General features: G+C 68.7%; 17 protein-coding genes, 1 tRNA gene and 1 pseudogene. 14 read left to right on the forward strand and 5 right to left on the reverse strand.

What is annotated here, in order from left to right:
- Positions 1-357 precede the first annotated feature (357 nt).
- Entirely contained in the window at positions 358-993 is a 636-nt protein-coding gene (gene lolA / locus CBM2594_RS04950; protein ID WP_116355872.1) for an outer membrane lipoprotein chaperone LolA, read from the forward strand.
- An 8-nt stretch (positions 994-1,001) separates the two neighbouring features.
- Positions 1,002-1,439 (forward strand): hypothetical protein, encoded by a 438-nt coding sequence (locus CBM2594_RS04955; RefSeq protein WP_116355873.1) that lies wholly within the window; start codon positions 1,002-1,004, stop codon positions 1,437-1,439.
- A gap of 24 nt (positions 1,440-1,463) precedes the next feature.
- On the opposite strand, the gene CBM2594_RS04960 is transcribed toward CBM2594_RS04955, so the two are convergent.
- On the reverse strand, positions 1,464-2,564 hold the full coding sequence (locus CBM2594_RS04960; RefSeq protein WP_116355874.1) for an NAD(P)-dependent alcohol dehydrogenase: 1,101 nt from the start codon (positions 2,562-2,564) through the stop codon (positions 1,464-1,466).
- 256 nt (positions 2,565-2,820) lie between these two features.
- On the opposite strand from CBM2594_RS04960, the gene CBM2594_RS04965 reads away from it, so the two are divergent.
- Both CBM2594_RS04965 and CBM2594_RS04970 read left to right on the forward strand, forming a co-directional pair.
- The gene (locus tag CBM2594_RS04965; protein WP_116355875.1) at positions 2,821-3,168 is read left to right on the forward strand and encodes a hypothetical protein; all 348 of its coding nucleotides are present in this window, start codon (positions 2,821-2,823) and stop codon (positions 3,166-3,168) included.
- 186 nt (positions 3,169-3,354) lie between these two features.
- Positions 3,355-4,392, forward strand: coding sequence for a Fe(3+) ABC transporter substrate-binding protein (locus tag CBM2594_RS04970; protein WP_116355876.1), 1,038 nt, complete (start codon positions 3,355-3,357; stop codon positions 4,390-4,392).
- 99 nt (positions 4,393-4,491) lie between these two features.
- Here the strand turns inward: CBM2594_RS04970 and CBM2594_RS04975 are convergent, their stop codons facing one another.
- Together CBM2594_RS04975 and CBM2594_RS04980 are read right to left on the reverse strand one after the other, a co-directional pair.
- On the reverse strand, positions 4,492-5,163 hold the full coding sequence (locus CBM2594_RS04975; protein ID WP_116355877.1) for a hypothetical protein: 672 nt from the start codon (positions 5,161-5,163) through the stop codon (positions 4,492-4,494).
- 85 nt (positions 5,164-5,248) lie between these two features.
- Positions 5,249-6,895 carry an ABC transporter permease gene (locus tag CBM2594_RS04980; protein WP_116355878.1) on the reverse strand — a complete coding sequence of 549 codons (1,647 nt, stop codon included), beginning with the start codon at positions 6,893-6,895 and terminating at the stop codon, positions 5,249-5,251.
- 168 nt (positions 6,896-7,063) lie between these two features.
- Between CBM2594_RS04980 and CBM2594_RS04985 the strand changes: the two genes are divergently transcribed.
- From CBM2594_RS04985 to CBM2594_RS26790, 6 genes and pseudogenes are all read left to right on the forward strand, one after another.
- Entirely contained in the window at positions 7,064-8,209 is a 1,146-nt protein-coding gene (locus CBM2594_RS04985; RefSeq protein ID WP_116355879.1) for an ABC transporter ATP-binding protein, read from the forward strand.
- A 78-nt stretch (positions 8,210-8,287) separates the two neighbouring features.
- Positions 8,288-9,652, forward strand: coding sequence for a replication-associated recombination protein A (locus tag CBM2594_RS04990; protein ID WP_116355880.1), 1,365 nt, complete (start codon positions 8,288-8,290; stop codon positions 9,650-9,652).
- A gap of 119 nt (positions 9,653-9,771) precedes the next feature.
- Entirely contained in the window at positions 9,772-11,076 is a 1,305-nt protein-coding gene (gene serS, locus CBM2594_RS04995) for a serine--tRNA ligase (protein WP_116357689.1), read from the forward strand.
- 88 nt (positions 11,077-11,164) lie between these two features.
- A tRNA-Ser gene (locus CBM2594_RS05000) sits at positions 11,165-11,254 on the forward strand.
- Between the two features lie 181 nt (positions 11,255-11,435).
- On the forward strand, positions 11,436-12,365 hold the full coding sequence (locus CBM2594_RS05005) for a DUF1653 domain-containing protein (protein ID WP_116357690.1): 930 nt from the start codon (positions 11,436-11,438) through the stop codon (positions 12,363-12,365).
- 577 nt (positions 12,366-12,942) lie between these two features.
- A pseudogene (locus CBM2594_RS26790) lies at positions 12,943-13,149 on the forward strand (phosphatase PAP2 family protein); the annotation flags it as partial.
- Between the two features lie 219 nt (positions 13,150-13,368).
- Here CBM2594_RS26790 and CBM2594_RS05015 read toward each other — a convergent pair.
- The gene (locus CBM2594_RS05015; RefSeq protein ID WP_116355881.1) at positions 13,369-14,688 is read right to left on the reverse strand and encodes a hemolysin family protein; all 1,320 of its coding nucleotides are present in this window, start codon (positions 14,686-14,688) and stop codon (positions 13,369-13,371) included.
- A gap of 86 nt (positions 14,689-14,774) precedes the next feature.
- Positions 14,775-15,740 carry a LysR substrate-binding domain-containing protein gene (locus CBM2594_RS05020; RefSeq protein ID WP_116355882.1) on the reverse strand — a complete coding sequence of 322 codons (966 nt, stop codon included), beginning with the start codon at positions 15,738-15,740 and terminating at the stop codon, positions 14,775-14,777.
- A gap of 133 nt (positions 15,741-15,873) precedes the next feature.
- Here CBM2594_RS05020 and CBM2594_RS05025 point away from each other — a divergent pair, with 133 nt between their 5' ends.
- The 4 genes from CBM2594_RS05025 to CBM2594_RS05040 all read left to right on the forward strand — a co-directional run bounded on the left by CBM2594_RS05025 (position 15,874) and on the right by CBM2594_RS05040 (position 20,009).
- On the forward strand, positions 15,874-17,157 hold the full coding sequence (locus CBM2594_RS05025) for a D-amino acid dehydrogenase (protein ID WP_116355883.1): 1,284 nt from the start codon (positions 15,874-15,876) through the stop codon (positions 17,155-17,157).
- Positions 17,158-17,262: 105 nt separating this feature from the next.
- Positions 17,263-18,174, forward strand: a complete 912-nt coding sequence (locus CBM2594_RS05030; protein ID WP_116355884.1) for a glutamate/aspartate ABC transporter substrate-binding protein — start codon at positions 17,263-17,265, stop codon at positions 18,172-18,174.
- 194 nt (positions 18,175-18,368) lie between these two features.
- Positions 18,369-19,187: a transporter substrate-binding domain-containing protein gene (locus CBM2594_RS05035; protein WP_116355885.1), complete on the forward strand. Its 819-nt coding sequence runs from the start codon at positions 18,369-18,371 to the stop codon at positions 19,185-19,187.
- A 162-nt stretch (positions 19,188-19,349) separates the two neighbouring features.
- Positions 19,350-20,009 carry an amino acid ABC transporter permease gene (locus CBM2594_RS05040; RefSeq protein ID WP_116355886.1) on the forward strand — a complete coding sequence of 220 codons (660 nt, stop codon included), beginning with the start codon at positions 19,350-19,352 and terminating at the stop codon, positions 20,007-20,009.
- Positions 20,010-20,032 lie beyond the last annotated feature (23 nt).

Below are 20,032 nucleotides of genomic sequence, written 5' to 3' on the forward strand. Positions count from 1 at the left end.
TTCTGGACCCAAGTCTGGATGGCCGCCTGGCAGGCAGCACGCATGGCGCAACGTGGGGATTGCTCTACGTACATGCCCTGCATTGTGCCTCCGGTCAGGCAAGGAAGTGTTTCGGCTGGATACGAGATGTCGCCACAACTTGCCTTTCCCCACCAATTCAGAGTTTTCGCCGCCAACCTGGCGCAGTTCCCGCAGCATCTGCCGTAATATCCCGTTACCCGTGAGCGGGGGCCGTGTGGAATCCTCCGGCTGCCGCCTGCTCTAACCAGACGAGTTGCCCGTGCAGCGGCCTATGGCGCCAAGCCCGGCACACGCGACAACCACCCTATACGCCCTATAACAACCAGGACCCGAACCATGCGCAACCGCATCCTCGTGTCGGCCTGCGCCGCGCTGGCGATGTTCGCCATGCAGGCGCCGGCCCATGCCGCAGCCACCGACCAGCTGCAGAGCTTTGTCACCGGCGTGAAGAGCGCGCGCGGCGAATTCACGCAGCGCCAGGTCAAGGGGCAGGGCGCCAACGTCAAGGTGACGGCCACGTCCAGCGGCACCTTCGTGTTCTCGCGCCCGGGCAAGTTCACCTGGCGCTATACCAAGCCCTACGAGCAACTGCTGCAGGCCGACGGCCAGACCCTGTACATCTATGACAAGGACCTGAACCAGGTCACCGAGCGCGAGCTCGACGGCGCGCTGGGTTCCAGCCCGGCGGCAATCCTGTTCGGCAGCAATGACCTCGACAAGAACTTCGTAGTCAAGAACGGGCCCACGCGCGACGGCGTGGAATGGCTGGAGCTGACGCCCAAGGCCAAGGACACGCAGTTCGAGCGCATCGGCATCGGCTTCAAGGCCGGCAATCTCGAAGCGATGGAGCTGCGCGACGCGTTCGGCAACACCACGCTGCTGACCTTCACCGGCATGCAGAAGAACCCGCCGCTGGCGGCCGATGCATTCCGCTTCACGGTGCCCAAGGGCGCCGACGTGATGAAGCAATGAGGAACGCCATGACGGATGCGCACCAAGGGTCGGCAGGATCGGACGGAACCTGTCGCCGCCGCGGCGCGGCGGTCTTGGCTGTCGCTGGCACGCTCGCGCTGGCGGCATGCGCCAGCAGCGGCGGAGGCGCCAGCAAGTTCGATGTCGATGCCTTCGTGCGCGCGCCGGACTCGGCGTTGCCAGAGGTGGTCGGCAATCCGGCCTTCCTCGCGGCCACGCGCGTGCCCGCCAACGAATGCGCGGTGATGCTGCAATCGGCCAGCACCGGCGTGCTGCAGGACCTGCCTCCGAGCAGCAACGCGCGCGGCCCGGCCTGGCTGCTGCACCCCAGGGACAAGCCCGGCCAGGTATGGCTGGTGGTCAGCGAGGCCGGCGGCGAGCGCACCTGCCACGGCCCGTTGCCGGCCGATGCGATGAAGAACCTGGCCGACCGCGCCAGGGGCTGAGGCGTCCGCGCGGCTCAGTGCGACTCAGTGCGGCTTGATGGCGATCTTCAGCACGCCGTCGCGCTGGTTGGCGAACAGGTCGTACGCCGAGACGATGTCATCCAGTTTGTATTGGTGGGTCACCAGCAGGCCCAGGTCGACGCGGCCCGATTCGATCACGTTGACCAGCCGGCGCATGCGTTCCTTGCCGCCGGGGCAGAGCGCGGTGTTGATCTTGTGGTCGCCCAGCCCGGCGGCAAAGGCAGACAGCGGGATGGTCAGGTCGCTGGAGTACACCCCCAGGCTGGACAGCGTGCCGCCCGGCTTGAGCACGCGCAAGGCCTGCTCGAAGGTCGCCTGGGTGCCGAGCGCCTCGATCGAGGCGTCGACGCCGCGGCCGCCGGTCAGCTTCATGATTTCATCGACCACGTCGCAGTTGCGGAAATTCAGCGCGACATCCGCGCCCATCTTGCGCGCGATCTCGAGCCGGTGGTCGTTGCCGTCGATGGCGATGATGGTGGTCGCGCCGCATAGCCGCGCGCCGGCCGTCGCGCACAGGCCGATCGGGCCCTGGGCGAACACCGCGACGGTGTCGCCGATGCGGATGTTGGCATTCTCCGCGCCCTTGAAGCCGGTGGACATGATGTCGGGGCACATCAGCACCTGCTCGTCGCTGAGGCCGTCGGGGATCGGCGCGAGGTTGGCCTGCGCATCGGGCACCAGCACGTATTCCGCCTGCGTGCCGTCGATCAGGTTGCCGAAGCGCCAGCCCGCGGTGGCCTTGTAGCCATGGCAGCCGCACAGCCCCTGCGCCACCAGGTAGCTGCCGTCCTGCGAGGCCACGCCGTCCTGCGCGGCGTAGGAATTGAAGTTGGGGCAGATGGCGCCGGCAATGACGCGCTGGCCTTCGCGGTAGCCGGCCACCGCGCTGCCCAGCTTCTCGATCACGCCAACCGGCTCGTGGCCCACCGTCAGGCCGCGGGCGACCGGGTATTCGCCCTTGAGGATGTGCACGTCGGTGCCACAGATGGTGGTGGTGGTGATGCGCACCAGCGCATCGTTGGGGCCGACCTCGGGGATCGGCTTGTCGGCCAGTTCGATGCGGCCGGGCTCGACGAAGATGGCGGCTTTCATCATTGCGGTCATGCGGTTCTCCCAGTAGTACGGGTCAGCGGTACGGATGAGGCGAATCGGCCTGGCGCTTGCCGGGCCTGCGTGAACCTTGATAGCACGCATGGGTTATAGCGCGGTTTATCCAGGTCAAGCGCGAGCCAGGCCGTGAAAGCGCCGCCCCGGCGCCTATCCACCAAAAGTTTCAGATCAGCGTGAAAAGAAACTGAACCGCGCCCGGCACCATGTGTCCCAGAATCCACAGAATTGCCAACCCTGACAGGAGAAACCCATGATCGCGATGTTTGCCATGGTGCGCAGCCGGACCCATCAACTGCTGTGGCTGGCCGCTGGCGGCGCCTTGCTGGCCGGCTGCGCGGCCGCGCCCGCCGAGCCAGCGGCCCCGGCCCCGGGCCCGCAAGGTTCGCGCGGCACGCCGGCCGGCTGCGCCGCCGACAAGCTTGCCGACGACGCCCTCGTCGGCAAGCCCGAGGCCGAAGCCATCGGCCTGCTGCAAGGCTGCGCGTGGCGCCTCGGCGAACGCGACGGCCAGCAGTTTCCCGGCACCATGGACTACAACCCGCAGCGGCGCACGTTGGGGATCCAGGCCGGCAAGGTGGTGTGGGTGCGCCGCGGCTGAGGCCGTCGGCATGCCGGTGTCGGAGGAGGCGCTTGACCCGGCGCAAGCGCCGCCCAACATGACAGAAATGTAATTTGACCGCCTGAACAAGAATCAATATTGTTTCCCGCTGACCGGAATCCAATCACCGGGCGGCCTTGGGGGTGCCCGGCGGCTGCCCGAAAACCATGCTGGGGAGCCAACCGCGTGAAAACCACCCTCCGAACCCTCTTGCCGCGCGCCGCGGCACTGGCCCTGCTGACGCTGCCGCTTGCCGCGGCGGCGCAGGAAAAGGTGCTCAACCTCTACACCGCGCGGCACTACCAGACCGACGAGGCGCTGTACGCCAACTTCACCAAGCAGACCGGCATCAAGATCAACCGCATCGAAGGCCAGGAAGATCCGCTGCTGGAACGCATCCGCAATGAAGGCGCCAACAGCCCGGCGGACGTGTTCATCACGGTAGATATCGGGCGCCTGTGGCGCGCCCAGCAGGCCGGCGTGTTCGCGCCGGTGAAGTCGAAGGTGCTGGAGTCGCGCATCCCGGCCAACTACCGTGACCCCAATGGCGAGTGGTTCGGCTTCTCGGCCCGCGGCCGTGTGATCGCCTACAACAAGACCGCGGTCAAGGCCGGCGACATCGCCAGCTATGAAGACCTGGCCGATCCGAAGTGGAAGGGCAAGGTCTGCACGCGTTCCGGCGGCCATGTCTACAACCTGTCGCTGGTGTCCAGCCTGATCGCCCACGACGGCGAAGCCCGCACCGAGCAATGGGCGCGCGGCGTGGTCGGCAACCTGGCACGCGCGCCCAAGGGCGGCGACACCGACCAGCTCAAGGCGGTTGCCGCCGGCGAGTGCGACGTGGCCATCGCCAACACCTACTACATCGCGCGGCTGCTGAAGTCGTCCAAGCCCGAAGACAAGGCCGTGGCCGAAAAGCTGGGCGTGCTGTGGCCCAACCAGTCCAGCCAGGGCGTGCACATGAACATCTCCGGCGGCGGCATGCTCAAGCACGCGCCCAACAAGGAGGCGGCGGTCAAGTTCCTGGAGTACCTGGCCAGCGACGAGGCACAGCGCTATTTTGCCGACGGCAACAACGAATGGCCGGTGGTGAAGGGCGTGAAGGTCAGCAACCCCGCGCTGGAAGCGCTGGGCGAGTTCAAGTCCGATGCCATCAACGTGGCCGAGCTGGGCAAGTACCAGCCGCAGGCGCAGAAGCTGCTGGACCGGGCGGGGTTCAAGTAAGTCCGAAACGCCTGGCGTGCCGGGTGTTTTCTCCCCTCTCCCGCTGTGCGGGAGAGGGAGCAAACCGACGGGTGAGGATGCGTCAGCAGCCGACATCCCTCACAGCAAGAACCGCTTGTTCCCCGTCACCTGCGTCGGCTCGACCTTGCGGAACGTCAGCCTGACGCTGCTGTCGAGCCGCCGTCCCGCCTGGCGCCGCACCAGCGCCCGGTGCAGCAGGCCCTTGTGGCCGACCGTGCCTTCGGCATAGGGCTGGCCAGAAGTCCCGCCCAGCGCCATCGCCGCCAGCGCCTGGTTGCGCTCGGCCGCACTCTTTTCCAGCAGCTTGTCCAGCGCCATGCGCGCGCGCACCTGCGCCGCCAGCGCGGTATCGCCGGGGTTGGCGCGGGCGCGTTCGGCATCCCACGGCAGTTGCACCTTGCCGGCCAGGCGGCGCAGCGCGGCGCGCAGCTCGGCGCCGTCCATGCGGGTTTCCTGCACGATCCAGACCGCATCGTGGCGTATCGAGGCTTCGGCATCGGCCATGCGGCGCACCAGCGCGGGCTGCAGCGCGGGTGCATTGAATTGCCGCGCGCGCCGCACCGCATTGAGCGCGATGCGGCGTACCTGCGGGTTGTCATGGTCGAACAGGTCGTCGATCACGCGCGCGGCGGTGTCGGCGCTGCCGATCATCTCGGCCAGCTGTCCGGCCAGCGAGACTTCTTCCACGCCGCTCAGCTTGTTGCGGCTGAGCCGGTTCAACTTGAACAGCAGGATGTGATATCGCAGCATAGGCTCTTGCGCGGCAGGCATGCCGCGGATCGCGCCCGGGCGGACGCCGGGCCATAAGAGGCTATCGGCGCGGGCCGGCGCGACTTTAGCGCGGCTGCGCCTGGCGGCGGATCGTGCGCGACAGCACGATCACCGGCAGCAGCCCGACCGCCACGATCACCAGCGAGGCGGTGGCGGCCTCGGTCAGGCGTTCGTCGGCGGCGAGGTTGTAGGCCTGCACCGCCAGCGTGTCGAAATTGAACGGCCGCATCACGAAGGTGGCCGGCAGTTCCTTCATCACGTCGACGAAGACGATCAGCGCGGCGGTCAGCAGGCTGCCGCGCAGCATCGGCAAATGCACGCGCCGCAGCGTGGCGCCGGGGCCGTGGCCCAGGCTGCGCGCGGCGGCGTCCATGCTGGGCGTGATCTTGCCCAGCCCGGCATTGACAGCCTGCAGTGCCACCCCCAGGAAGCGCACCAGCAGCGCATAGACCAGCGCGGCAATGCCGCCGGTCAGCAGCAGCCCCGCCGAGACCCCGAACTGCTGCTGCAGCCAGGCCGACAACGCATTGTCCAGCCGCGCCACCGGCACCAGCACGCCCACCGCGATGACCGAGCCCGGCAGCGCATAGCCCATGCCGCACACCCGGGTCAGGCCGCGCATCAGCCAGCTGCGCTTGCCGTTGACCGCGCGCGCGGCGTAGCCCACCGCCAGCGCGACCGCCACCGCGGCCAGCGCGGTGGCGCTGGCCAGCAGGAAGCTGTTGCGCACCAGCCCGACGAAGCGCGGGCCGAACTGCGCGTCGCCATCGGTCAGGGCCATGCGGCACAGCATCAGCGCGGGCACCAGGAAACCCAGCAGCACCGGCACCAGGCACGCCGCCAGCGCCAGCCAGCCGCGCGCGCCGTCCAGGGTCCAGGCCGCGGCGCGGCGCTGGTTGCCGAACACCTGCGCGCGGCCGCGGCTGGCGCGCTCCATCAGCAGGATGGCGGCGACGAACAGCAGCATGCAGGCGGACAGCTGCGCCGCGGCGTTCTTGTCGCCCAGCGAGAACCAGGCGCGGTAGATGCCGGTGGAGAAGGTCGGGATGGCGAAATACGCCACGGTGCCGAAGTCCGCCAGCGTTTCCATCATCGCCAGCGCGGTGCCGGCGACGATGCCCGGGCGCGCCAGCGGCAGCACCACGCGCCAGAGCCGGCTCCAGGTGCCGTGGCCAAGCAGGCGCGCGGCCTCCAGCGTGTTCTGGGTTTGCTGCAGGAAGGCGGCGCGCGCGGTCAGGTAGACGTACGGGTACAGCACCAGCGAGAACAGCACGATGGCGCCGCCGAGCGAGCGGATTTCCGGAAACCAGTACTCGCGCGCGCGCCAGCCGGTCAGCTCGCGCAGCCAGCCCTGTACCGGGCCGGCGAACTGCAGCGCGTCGGTATAGGCGTAGGCGATCACATAGGCCGGCATCGCCATTGGCAGCACCAGCGCCCATTCCATTACCGCATGGCCGGGGAAGCGGTAGGTCGAGACCAGCCAGGCGGTAGTCACGCCCAGTAGCAGTACGCCCGCGGCGACCCCGCACAGCAGCCACACGGTATTGAGCACGTACTCGGCCAGCACGGTGTCGATCAGGTGGCGCCAGGTGTCGCCGGCGGGCAGCAGCACCGCCGAGGCGATCACCAGCACCGGCACGGCGATCAGCAGCGCCATCGCCACGGTGGCGAGTGTCAGGGGATGGAAGCGGCGTCGGCTGGACAGGAGCATGCGCGGAAGCAGTGGGCAAAAGTGCCGCCGGCCTGGCGTTGGCCTGGCGCAGCGGTGTGCGGGCTGCCGCATTCTAGCAATGCCGCCGCTCCCGGCGCGCCGGCGTGCATGGGAATGAGGGTACGCGGCGCACGCGCGTCCCTACAAGCGCGTCCCTATAATGCACACATGCGAACCGATTCCTATTCACGACCGCCCGGCGCCCAGGCCCGCAGCCGTCCCGCCAACCGCGCCGATGCCCCGGGCGCCGCCGTTCCCGCGATCCCGGCCGACCCGGCCGTCATCGAAGTGGATCGTATCCGCCACGCCTTCGGCCGCCACGCCGTGGTCAAGGGCCTGTCGTTCTCGGTGGCGCGCGGCCATGTCGCCTGCCTGCTGGGGCCGAGCGGCTGCGGCAAGACCACGGTGCTGCGCGCGATCGCGGGCTTTGAGCCGCTGCAGGACGGGCGCATCGTGCTGGACGGGCAGACCGTGTCGTCGTCTGGCATGCAGCTGGCGCCCGAACAGCGCCGCATCGGCATGGTGTTCCAGGACTATGCGCTGTTTCCGCACCTGGATGTGGCGGCCAACGTCGGCTTCGGCCTGACGCGCGCCAGCCGGGCCGAGCGCGCGGCGCGGGTGGACGAGGTGTTGCAGCTGGTGGGCCTGGACGGCGCCGGGCGCCAGTACCCGCATGAGCTGTCAGGCGGCCAGCAGCAGCGCGTCGCGCTGGCCCGCGCGCTGGCGCCGCGCCCCGAACTGCTGCTGCTCGACGAGCCGTTCTCCAACCTCGACGTCGACCTGCGCGAGCGCCTGAGCCTGGAGGTGCGCGCGATCCTGAAGGCGCAGGGCACCACCGCCATCCTGGTCACGCACGACCAGCACGAGGCCTTCGCCATGGCCGACGAGATCGGCGTGATGCACGATGGCGTGATCGAGCAGTGGGGCAGCGCGCACGACCTCTACCACCGCCCGGCGTCGCGCTTCGTCGCCGGCTTTATCGGCCAGGGCGTGCTGATGGCGGGGCGGGTGCGCGATACCGCGCAGATCGAGCTGGAGCTGGGCCTGCTGCGCCCGGCCGTGCCGCTGGGCCTGCCGGCCGGCGCGGCGGTCGACGTGCTGGTGCGCCCCGACGACATCATCCACGACGACGCCAGCCCGATGCGCGCCGAGGTGGTGCACAAGGCCTTCCGCGGCGCGGAGATCCTGTACACGCTGCGGCTGGCCAGCGGCGGCCGCGTGCTGGCGCTGGTGCCGTCGCACCACAACCACGCCGTGGGCGAGCGCATCGGCATCCGCGTCGAGATCGAGGACGTGGTCGCGTTTGCCGCCTGAGCGCGCGGGCAGGCGGCCGGCGCCGATGGTCTACACTGTGGCGTTCTGCATCTTGCGCACTGACAGGGCCTGACTACCGTGGCGGACACGCTGTTTTCCGATACTCCCGACCGTTCCCGGCAACCGCTGGCGGAGCGCCTGCGCCCGCGCACCATCGACGAGGTGATCGGCCAGCAGCACCTGCTGGGTCCGGGCAAGCCGCTGCGCGTGGCGTTCGAGTCGGGCGAGCCGCATTCGATGATCCTGTGGGGTCCGCCCGGCGTGGGCAAGACCACGCTGGCGCGGCTGATGGCGGATGCGTTCGACGCCGAATTCATCGCGCTGTCGGCGGTGCTGTCGGGGGTCAAGGACATCCGCGAGGCGGTCGAGCGCGCCGAGCAGTTCCGTGCCCACGGGCGGCGCACGCTGGTGTTCGTCGACGAGGTCCACCGCTTCAACAAGAGCCAGCAGGACGCGTTCCTGCCGCACGTGGAAAGCGGCCTGTTCACGTTTATCGGCGCCACCACCGAGAACCCGTCGTTCGAGGTCAACGGCGCCTTGCTGTCGCGCGCGGCGGTCTACGTGCTCAAGAGCCTGGACGATGCCGAGCTGACCCAGCTGGCCTTGCGCGCCAGCGAAGAGCTGGGCGGCATCGGCTGGCAGGACGAAGCCCTGCAGCTGATCGTGGCATCGGCCGACGGCGACGGGCGCAAGCTGCTCAACAATATCGAGATCGTTGCGCGCGCCGCGCGCAATGCCGGCGCCGCGCAGATCGATACCGCGCTGCTGGGCAGTGCGCTGTCGGAGAACCTGCGCCGCTTCGACAAGGGCGGCGATGCCTTCTACGACCAGATCAGCGCGCTGCACAAGTCGGTGCGCGGCTCGGACCCCGACGCCGCGCTGTACTGGTTCTGCCGCATGATCGACGGTGGCGCCGATCCGCGCTACCTGGCGCGCCGCATCGTGCGCATGGCGTGGGAGGATATCGGCCTGGCCGACCCGCGCGCCGCGCGCATCACGCTGGACGCGGCCGAGACCTATGAGCGTCTCGGCTCGCCCGAGGGCGAACTGGCGCTGGGCCAGGCGCTGATCTACCTGGCGGTCGCGCCCAAGTCCAACGCCGGCTACAACGCCTACAACGCCGCGCGCGCCTTCGTCGCCAAGGACAAGTCGCGCGCGGTGCCGGTGCACCTGCGCAACGCGCCGACCCGGCTGATGAAGGAGCTGGGCTACGGCCACGCCTACCGCTACGCGCACGACGAGCCCGAGGCCTACGCCGCCGGCGAGCATTACTTCCCGGACGACCTGAAGGCACAGGGCTGGTACCAGCCGGTGCCGCGCGGGCTGGAGGGGAAGATCGCCGAGAAGCTGCGCCACCTGCGCGAGCTGGACGATGCCTGGCATCGCGAACAGCGCGCCGGCAAGCAGAAGGACGGCGGCAAGGGCGGGAAGGCGGGCGAGTAGGGCGAGTAGGGCGGCCGCGTTGCCATTGGGCCGCGGCCCGCTCGTGCCGGCCCATGCGCGTGCAGTAAAATGGCGGGTCCGCCGGCATGTCGCTGGCCCTGCACTCCACCTCAAGCAACATGCTCGACATCCAGCTGTTCCGCAAAGACATCGACGCCGTGGCGCAACGCCTTGCCACGCGCGGCTTCCAACTCGACGTGGCGGCGTTCCAGGCACTCGAGGCCGAACGCAAGCAACTGCAGACCCAGACCGAGGAACTGCAGGCGCGCCGCAACAGCCTGTCCAAGCAGATCGGCATGCTCAAGGGCAAGGGCGAGGACGCCTCGGCCGTGATGGCGGAAGTGGTCGGCATCGGCGACACGCTCAAGGCCTCGGCCGCGCGGCTGGACGAGATCCAGGCGCACCTGGGCGAGCTGATGCTGTCGATCCCCAACCTGCCGCACGACAGCGTGCCGGTGGGCAATGACGAAACCGAGAACGTCGAGGTGCGCCGCGTCGGCGCGCCGCGCCAGTTCGACTTTGCCGTGCGCGACCATGTCGACGTGGGCGAGAAGCTGGGGCTGGATTTCGACACCGCGGTCAAGGTTACCGGTTCGCGCTTCTCGATGCTGCGCGGCGGCATGGCGCGCCTGCACCGCGCGCTGGTGCAGCTGATGCTCGACACCCATACGCAGGAGCACGGCTACACCGAGATGTACGTGCCGTACATCGTCAACGCCGCGTCGATGCGCGGCACCGGCCAGCTGCCCAAGTTCGAGGAAGACCTGTTCAAGGTGCCGCGCAAGGTCGGCAGTGAGGAAGGCGAGCGCATCGAGAACTTCTACCTGATCCCCACCGCCGAGGTGCCGCTGACCAATATCGTGCGCGACGCCATCGTCGCCGGCGAGAAGCTCCCGCTGCGCTTCGTCGCGCATACGCCGTGCTTCCGCTCGGAAGCCGGTTCGTACGGCAAGGACACCCGCGGCATGATCCGCCAGCACCAGTTCGACAAGGTCGAGCTGGTCCAGGTGGTGCCCGCCGACCAGTCCTTCGACGCGCTGGAGCAGCTGACCGGCCACGCCGAGGCGATCCTGAAGAAGCTGGAGCTGCCGTTCCGCACCATCGTGCTGTGCACCGGCGACATGGGCTTCGGCAGCACCAAGACCTACGACCTGGAAGTCTGGATTCCCGCGCAGAACACCTACCGCGAGATCAGCTCGTGCTCCAACATGGGCGATTTCCAGGCGCGCCGCATGCAGGCGCGCATGCGCACCGGGCAGGGCAAGCCGGAACTGGTGCATACGCTGAACGGCTCGGGCCTGGCCGTGGGCCGCACGCTGGTGGCGATCCTGGAAAACTACCAGAACGCCGACGGTTCGGTGACGGTGCCGGCCGCGCTGCAGCCGTACATGGGCGGCACCACCCGGCTGGAGTCGGAACTGTAAGGCGCCGCAAAAATCTGCTGCCAGCCTCTTGCATCGGCTGGCAGAGCGTGGCTATAATCTTGGTTTCGCCACACGGCAACAAGTTACCGGAGAGGTGGCAGAGTGGTCGAATGTACCTGACTCGAAATCAGGCGTACCGGCGACGGTACCGTGGGTTCGAATCCCACCCTCTCCGCCAAAACAAGAAGCTGTCGGCATCGACCACCGGCAGGCAACAACAGCGTAGTAAAACTCAGGCCGACGCCCACGACAGTGCGCGTCGGTTTTGTTTTTTGCGCGGCCGGTCTTGTGCTGCGTTTTGTGCTGCGGCGGCAAGCCGCGCCACGGATCCCCCCGGACGCGCCGGCTGGTGCACTATGATGGCGGTCCGCAACGCAGGATGCCGCACCATGACCCAGTCCACCGACAAGCCCGTGGCCGCGCCGGCCTTTCGCGGCGACCCCTCCGAACTGCCCGCCGATCCCAACCTTGCCTATGGCATGCCGTACCGGCACTACAAGGGCGGCGCCTACACCGCGGTAGGCATCGGGCGCTTCGAGGCCGACCTGGCGCCGGTGGTGGTCTACCGCGCCATGCGCGATCCGTCCTTGCTGTGGGTGCGCCGCGCCGATGTGTTCAGCGAACCGGTGGCGACGCCGCAGGGCGAGGTGCCGCGCTTCGCGCCCGACTGGCCCGCGGCGCTGGCCTGCCTGGACTTCCTGCCGCGCCAGGCGGTGCTCGACGTGCTGGCGCTGCACGACACGCCGTACCGCCGCTACCACGACCGCCGCCATATCCTGGAGATGTTCGAGGCCGCCCATGCGCGCGGCGTGGCGCTGGACCGCGCGCAGGCGCTGGCGGTGCTGTGCCACGACGCGGTCTATGTGGCCGGCTGCGAGCACAACGAGGCCGCGTCGGCCGCCATGGTCGAGACGGTCGCGCCCGGCGAGGCGCGCGCGGTGCTGGAGCGTGCCGCGCAGATCGTGCTCGATACGCGCGACCATCGATCAAGCGGCGCGGATGCGGACACCGTGCTCGATCTCGACCTGCTCAGGCTGGCCGCGCCGCCCGACGTGTTCGACCGCCACAGCCAGGACGTCTTCGCCGAGAACCGCGCGCTGCTGGCCGCGCGCACCGGCTTGCAGGGCGAGGCGCTGCTGGCCGAATTCACGCGCCGGCGCGCGGCATTCCTGAGCCACCTGGCGCAGCGCCCGCAACTGTTCCTGAGCGCGGCCTTCGCCGACTGCGAGGCCCCGGCCCGCGCCAATATCGCCCGCAGCGTGGCCGCGGCGGAGGCCGCTGGTGACTGACGCGCCGGCGCGCGCGGCCGGCCTGGTCCAGGCATGGCTCACGCCGGGCACGGCGCTGGGGCTGCTCGCGCTGTTCACGCTGGTGACGTTGCTGCTGCTGAGCCTGGTGCCGCTGCTGGTGGCGATGTTGCAGCCCGTGGTGCGCTGGCTCGACCGCTGGCGCATGTGGGGCGCCGGCGCGCTGTCCGCGCGCGTGGCCGCGCGTGCGCGGCGGCTGGACGCGATCACGCTGCGCCTGCTCGAGCGCGACGTGGCGGAGCTGCTGCTGGTGCTGCTGGCCGGCGCCGTGCTGCTGGCCTGCGGCAGCGCGCTGTTCTGGCTCGCCGCCGAGGTCGCGGAAAACGCGGAAGTGGCGCGCCTGGACCAGCAGGTGTTTGCCGGCCTGCGCGCGTTGCGCACCGACTGGCTCGACCTGGCGATGGTGGCCGTGACCGAGTTCGGCGGCGGGCGCATTTCCGTGGCGGTGGGCGTGGCGGTGTTTGCGTGGCTGTGCTGGCGCCGCGCCTGGACTGTGGCGCTGTACTGGGCGGCCGCGCTGCTCGGCGCGCGCGCCTGCGTGATGGCGCTCAAGCTGGGCATGGCGCGGGTGCGTCCGGCCAGCATCTACAGCGGGCTGGAGTCGTACTCTTTCCCCAGCGGCCACGCCACCAGCAGCATGGTCACGTACGGCTTCCTGGCCTTCCTGATGTGCCTGCGCCAGCCGTGGCGCGTGCGCGTTCCGGTGCTGGCGCTGACCGTGGTGGCGGTGGCGGCGATCGGCGTGTCGCGGCTGTACCTGGGCATGCACTGGGTGTCGGACGTGGCCGCGGGCTATGCGCTCGGGCTGGCGTGGATCGCGTTGCTAGGGACGGCCTACCTTGCGCTGCACGGCCCGGCCCCCGCGACGCGGTGGCGCCGTGGCGGCTCGGCGTGGTGGCGGCCGTTGCGGTGGTGGCGGCGTTCGGCTACGTGGCGTGGTTCCGGCTGCCGGATACGCTGGAGCGCTATCGCCAGGCCGGCGCCGCTACGCTGGCGCGGCCGGCGCTTCCGTCCCGGATGCTTGCGGCAGGCGCGACACCAGCAGCTGGTCGATCTTGTGATGGTCGATGTCCAGCACTTCGAAGCGATAGCCCGCCACGGTGATCGACTCGGATTTCTTGGGGATGCGCTTGAGCGCATAGATCACCAGCCCGGCGGCGGTATCGACATAGTCCTCGCCCGGCAGCGTATCCAGCTCCAGCGCCTTCTTCAGGTCTACCAGCGGCGTCAGGCCATCGACCAGCCACGAGCTGTCATCGCGCCGCACGATCTGCTCGTCCTCGCTGGAATAGAGGATGTCGCCCATCAGCGCGCCGACGATGTCGTCCAGCGTGACGATGCCCACCACCAGCCCGTACTCGTTCATGACCACGGCGAAGCTCTGGTGCATCTCGCGAAAGCGCGTCAGCGCCTCGGACAGGGTCAGCGTGTCGGGGATCACCAGCACGTTCTTGTCGTGGTGGCGGCCGATATTGCCCATCACCGCGGCGCTTTCGTCGGCCAGCAGCAGCTGCAGGATGTCCTTGGAATCGATATAGCCCTGCACGTCGTCGAGGTCGTGGCCGCACACCGGGTATTGCGCGTGCGGCTGGTTGACCAGCTTGCGGCGCACGCTGTCGGCGGGCTCGTCCAGGCTCAGGTAGACCACCTCGTCGCGCGGCGTCATGATCGCGGTGATGCCCTTGAAGTCGAGTTCGAACACGTTCTCGATCAGATGCAGCTCATGCTTGTGCAGCACGCCGGCCTCGGCGCCGGCATCGACCATCGCGGCGATGTCCTCGGTGGTGATCTGGTCGACCGGCTTGGTCGGCAGCCGCAGCAGCCGCAGCATGGCGTCGGCGGCGGCGTTGAAGATCCAGACCAGCGGCCTGAGCACGCGCAGCAGCGTCAGCATCGGGTCGATCACGGCCAGCGCGCAGGCTTCGGGAAAGGTCATGGCGATGCGCTTGGGGATCAGGTCGGCGAACTGGATGAACAGCAGCGTCACGATCAGGAACGAGCCGATGTTGGCGGTGCGCTGCGCGTGCACCACCTGCATGTAGGGCGACAGCGCTTCCAGCAGCAGGTCGGACACATGCTTCTCGCCCAGGATACCGGCCAGGATGGCGACGCTGTTGACTCCGATCTGCACGATGGTGAAGAAATTCCCCGGCTCTTCCTTGAGCAGCAGCACGCGCGTGGCGCGGCTGTCGCCGCGCTCGGACAGGACTTGCAGCTTGGTGCGGCGGGCAGCGGTCAGCGCGATCTCGGAGATCGAGAAAAAGGCGCTGACGGCGACGAGCAGGATCAGGGTCAGGACGAACATAGGCGGGATGGCGCTGTCAGGTTGTGCCTGCAGGCGGCTTGATGATGGTGCACGGCGCGCGCGGCTGTCAATCTGTGCGCGCCCGGTTAGTCGCGGCGCCGCGCGGGCGTGGCGTCGAAGCTCGCCGCCGGCGCTTCCAGCCGCTGCGGCAGCGTTGCGGCCAGCGCCGCGGCGGCCTGCGCGAACTGCGTGCGCAGGTCGTCGGCCAGGCTGGAGCCGGCGCGGTGGCTGGCGCGCAGCATCTGGATCTCGAACGGCAGCACCGGCGCCACGTCATGCAGCGCAACGCGCTCCGGGCTGGCGCTGAGCGCGGTGTACTGGTCCAGCAGCGTCATGCCCAGCCCCGCGTCGACCAGCGCCAGCGCCAGCGAGTAGGTCTGCACCTCCAGCGTCGAGCGCGGTTCCAGCGCGTGCCGGGCCAGCGTCTGGCGCACCAGCAGGCCCAGCGAGCTGTTGTCGTCATAGCCGATGAAGGCGCGCTCCATCAGCCGCTGCATCGGCACCACGCGGCGGCGCCCGCCGGCGGGCAGCGGCTGCGCGCGCGGCACCGCCAGCAGCATGCGGCCGCTGGCTACCGGCTCGCTCGAGATCGCTTCATGGCGCGGCGGCGCGAAGGCAAAGCCCAGGTCGATCTGGTTGGCCAGCAGCGCGCCGACGATCTCGTCGGTATGGTGCGTCAGCACCTGCACCTGGATGTCGGGGTGGCGCGCGCAGAAGCTGCGCACCGCCGGCACCAGCAGCGGGTTGGCCAGGCTCGGCGTGGCGGCCACGCGCAGCCGGCCAGCGCCCTTGTGGCGCAGGCTTTCCGAGACGCGGCGCACGCGTTCGATCTCGCCATATAGCCTTTCGACATCCCCATACAGCGCGTTGGCCTCGGGCGTGGCCTGCAGGCGCCCGCGCACGCGCTCGAACAGCCGGAAGCCGAGCGAGGCCTCGGCATGCTGCAGCACGCGCGTGACCACCGGCTGCGACACGTGCAGCAGGCGCGCGGCCTCGCTGACGGTGCCGGTCAGCATCACGGCGCGGAAGACTTCGATCTGGCGCAAGCGCATGGCATCTGAGTGAATCGGGATGGCGGGACAGGTTAGCTATAGCCGGGAGACATATTCTGGCACGTATTCGCATTGGGCAAGCCGGCGCGCTTGCACTACGCTCTGCCTGATGGATGCAAGCAAAGGAACGGCAATGCAGGTGGTGATCGTGGGCGCGGGCGTGGTAGGCATGACGACGGCATGGCGCCTGGCCGAGGACGGCCACCAGGTGACGGTGCTCGAGCGCCACCAGGGCCCGGGCGAGGAAACCAGCTTTGCCAACGGCGGGCAGCTCAGCTACAGCTACGTGGCGCCGCTGGCGGGGCCGGGCGTGATGACCAAAGTGCCCGGCTGGCTGCTGCGGCGCGATTCGCCGATGCGCTTTCGCCCGGCGGCGGACCCGGCGCAGTGGCGCTGGCTGGCCGCCTTCATGTCCGCCTGCAACAGCGCCGCCAGCGAGGCGACCACGCGCAAGCTGCTGCGGCTGGGCTTCTATTCGCGCGACCTGATGCAGGCCTTCGTGGACCGGCACCAGCATGACGACGGCGGCGCCGGCTTCAGTTTTGCGCGGCGCGGCAAGCTGGTGGTGCACCGCGACGCGGCGGCGTTCGCTTCGGCGCGCCGGCTGCTCGACTACCAGGCCAGCCTGGGCTGCGAGCAGCAGGCGCTGGACCGCGACGCCTGCGTCGCGCTGGAGCCCGCGCTGGCCGGCATCCGCGACGACATCGCCGGCGCCATCCATACCCCGAGCGAGGAGGTCGGCGACTGCCATCGCTTCTGCCTGTCGCTGGCACGGTTGCTGCAAGAGGGGGCGTACGCCGGCGTGTCGATGCGCTTCGGCGCCGCCGTGCAAGCGCTGGTGCAGCAGGGCGGGCGCGTCACCGGGGTGCGTACGGCGGCCGGGGTGGTTCCCGCCGACGTGGTGATCGTGGCGGGCGGCATCGGCAGCGTGCCGCTGCTGCGCCCGCTAGGGGTACGCCCGATGCTGTGGCCGCTCAAGGGCTATAGCATCACGGTGCCGCTGGCCGACGGCGCGCACGCGCCGCATATCAGCGTGACCGATGCTGCCAACAAGATCGTTTATGCCCGGATCGGCAATACACTGCGGGTGGCGGGCATGGCCGACCTGGTGCGCGGCGGCACCCGTATCGATCCGGAACGGGTCGGCACGCTGGTGGCGCAGACGCGCGCGCTGTTTCCCGGCATCGTGCCGGAGCAGCCGCTGGCGCAGCTGCAGCCGTGGGCCGGGCTGCGTCCGGCCACCCCCGACGGGCTGCCGCTGGTGGGGCCGTCGCGGGTGTCGGGGCTGTGGCTCAACCTGGGCCATGGCGCGCTCGGGTTTACGCTGGCGATGGGCAGTGCCGGCCTGCTGGCCGACCGGCTGGCGGGGCGCCGCCCCGCCATCGACGCAGAAGATTTCGATGCCGCGCGCGCCTAGCGCAGCGGCAGAGCATGGGTTGTTGCAGTACCGTCAAGTCCGCAGTACCAGAAGCTGTCCACGAAACATGCCTCGATGACCAAGCCCCACTACAAGGAGCGCCACATGCAAACGCCGCACCCCCACCGATCCGCCACCCTCCGCATGCTTGCGGCCGCCACGCTGCTGCTGGCCGCCGGCGCCGCCCAGGCCGCCGACGGCGACACGCTGAAGAAAATCAAGGACAGCGGCGTGATCTCGCTTGGCTACCGCGAATCGTCGATCCCGTTCTCGTACACCGACGGCAAGGAGGTCATGGGCTATTCGCATGAAATCCTGTTGCAGATCGTCGACAAGGTGAAGAGCGAGCTGAAGATGCCGAACCTGCAGGTGCGCCTGACGCCGATCACCTCGCAGAACCGCATCCCGCTGGTGCAGAACGGCACCATCGATATCGAATGCGGCAGCACCACCAACAACCTGGAGCGGCAGAAGCAGGTGGCGTTCTCCAACAGCCTGTTCGTCTACGGCATCAAGATGCTGACCAAGAAGGACTCGGGCGTGAAGGAGTTTGCCGACCTGAAGGACCGCAACGTGGTCACCACCGCCGGCACCACCGGCGAGCGCCTGCTGGTCAAGATGAACGGCGAGAAGGCCATGAACATGAACCTGATCAGCACCAAGGACCATGGCCAGTCGTTCCTGATCCTGGAAACCGGCCGCGCCGCCGCGTTCGTGATGGATGAGCCGCTGTTGTACGGGGAGCGCACCAAGGCCAAGAATGCGGCCGAGTGGGTGGTGGTGGGCGCGCCGCTGCAGACCGAGAACTACGCCTGCATGTTCCGCAAGGACGATGCCTCGTTCAAGAAGCTGGCCGACGGCGTGATCGCCGACCTGCAGACCAGCGGCCGCGCCGAGAAGCTGTACAACAAGTGGTTCATGTCGCCGATTCCGCCGCGCGGCATCAACATGAACTATCCGATGTCGGCGGACATGAAGGCGCTGTTCGCGGCGCCCAACGACAAGGCCTACCAGTAGGGCAGGGCAGCCGCGGGGCGCGCAACCGGGCCTCGCGGTTATTTAGCCATGATGAATCGATATTTAGCATTCGATAGTGTTTGCGGTAGTGTTGAGCCCGATATAGGCTCATAGCAGCACAACGGCCGGCGGCCCTCCAAAAGAGGCCAGCCGGCGCTGCCCCACACTGCTTATCCGCATCGACTGGAGAACATATGCGATCGCTTCGTACTGGCTGGTTCAAATCCCTGCTGGCCGCTTCCCTGCTGGCCGGCGCCGGCCTGGCGGCCACGGCCCATGCCGCCGACCTGCTCGACACCGTCAAGCAGTCCGGCGTGCTGAAGATCGGGCTGGAGGGCACCTACCCGCCGTTCGGCTTCCGTGGCGCAAAGAACGAGCTGGAAGGCTTCGACGTCGACGTGGCGCGGGCGGTGGCGGGCAAGCTCGGCGTCAAGCCGGAGTTCGTCACCACCGAATGGAGCGGCATCATCGCCGGCCTGCAGGCGGGCAAGTTCGACGTGATCGTCAACCAGGTCAACGTCACGCCGCAGCGCCAGCAGGTGCTGGACTTCTCCACGCCCTACGTCTACTCGGATGCGCAACTGATCCAGCGCAAGGATGACAAGCGCCAGTTCAAGTCGCTGGAAGACCTGAAAGGCCACAAGCTTGGCGTCAGCCTGGGCAGCAACTACAACGACCTGGCCAAGTCCGTGCCCGACATCGAGGTCAAGACCTATCCCGGCGCACCGGAGTACCTGCGCGACCTGGCGGCACAGCGCGTCGACGCCGCGCTGAACGACCGGCTGATGGTCGCGTATCTGGTCAAGACCGCCAACCTGCCGCTGCGGCCGGGCGCGATCGTGGCGGGTGCCACCACGCAGGTGGCGATCCCGTTCCGCAAGGACAACCCCAAGTTCGCGCAGGCGATCAACCACGCGCTGGATGAGCTGGGCAAGGACGGCACGCTGGGCAAGCTGTCGGTGAAGTGGTTCGGCACCGACGTGACCAAGCCCGCCGGCAAGCCGATCAAGTAAGCCGGTCAAGTAAGCCGGTCAAGTAAGCCGGTCAAGTAAGCCGGTCAAGTAAGCCGACCGGCAAGAGAGAGCGTTATCATGTCGCGGCGCGGCGGCCTGCATGGCTGCCGCGCCGCTTTGCATTGCGTCCTTGATTGCTGATCCTCTTCCCGCCGCCACGCCATGTCCGCTCTCCAGCTTGTCATCGACTCCCTGCCCGTGCTGCTGCAGGGCACGCTGCTGACCATCAAGTTCGCGTTGTGGTCGATGGTGTTCGGGCTGCTGCTGGGCACGGTGGTGGCGCTGATGGGCATCAGCCATAGCCGTGCGCTCAAGGCGGTGGCGCGCGGCTACGTCAGCATCATGCGCGGCACGCCGCTGCTGGTGCAGATCTTCGTGGTCTACTACGGGCTACCCGGCATCGGCATCGCCCTGGAGCCGACGCCCGCGGGCGTGCTGACGCTGAGCCTGAATGTCGGCGCCTACTTGTCGGAGAGCATGCGCGGCGCCATCCTGGGGGTGGCGCGCGGGCAGTGGCTGGCTGCGTACAGCCTGGGGCTGACGCCGGCGCAGGCGCTGCGCTACGTGGTGGGCCCGCAGGCGCTGCGGCTGGCGGTGCCGAGCCTGTCGAACAGCCTGATCAGCCTGATCAAGGATACGTCGCTGGTGTCGGTGATTACCGTGACCGAGCTGCTGCGCACGGCGCAGGAGGTAATTGCTGCGACTTACCAGCCGTTGCCGTTGTACCTGGCGGTGGCGGCGATTTACTGGGTGCTGAGCACGGGGTTGTCGGGGCTGCAGCACAGGCTGGAGCGGAGGTTGTCGTTGCCGGGGAGGCATTGATTCCCACGGACAAGAACGAGGAG

The sequence above is a fragment of the Cupriavidus taiwanensis genome (assembly GCF_900249755.1).
Classification (GTDB): Bacteria; Pseudomonadota; Gammaproteobacteria; order Burkholderiales; family Burkholderiaceae; genus Cupriavidus; species Cupriavidus taiwanensis_D.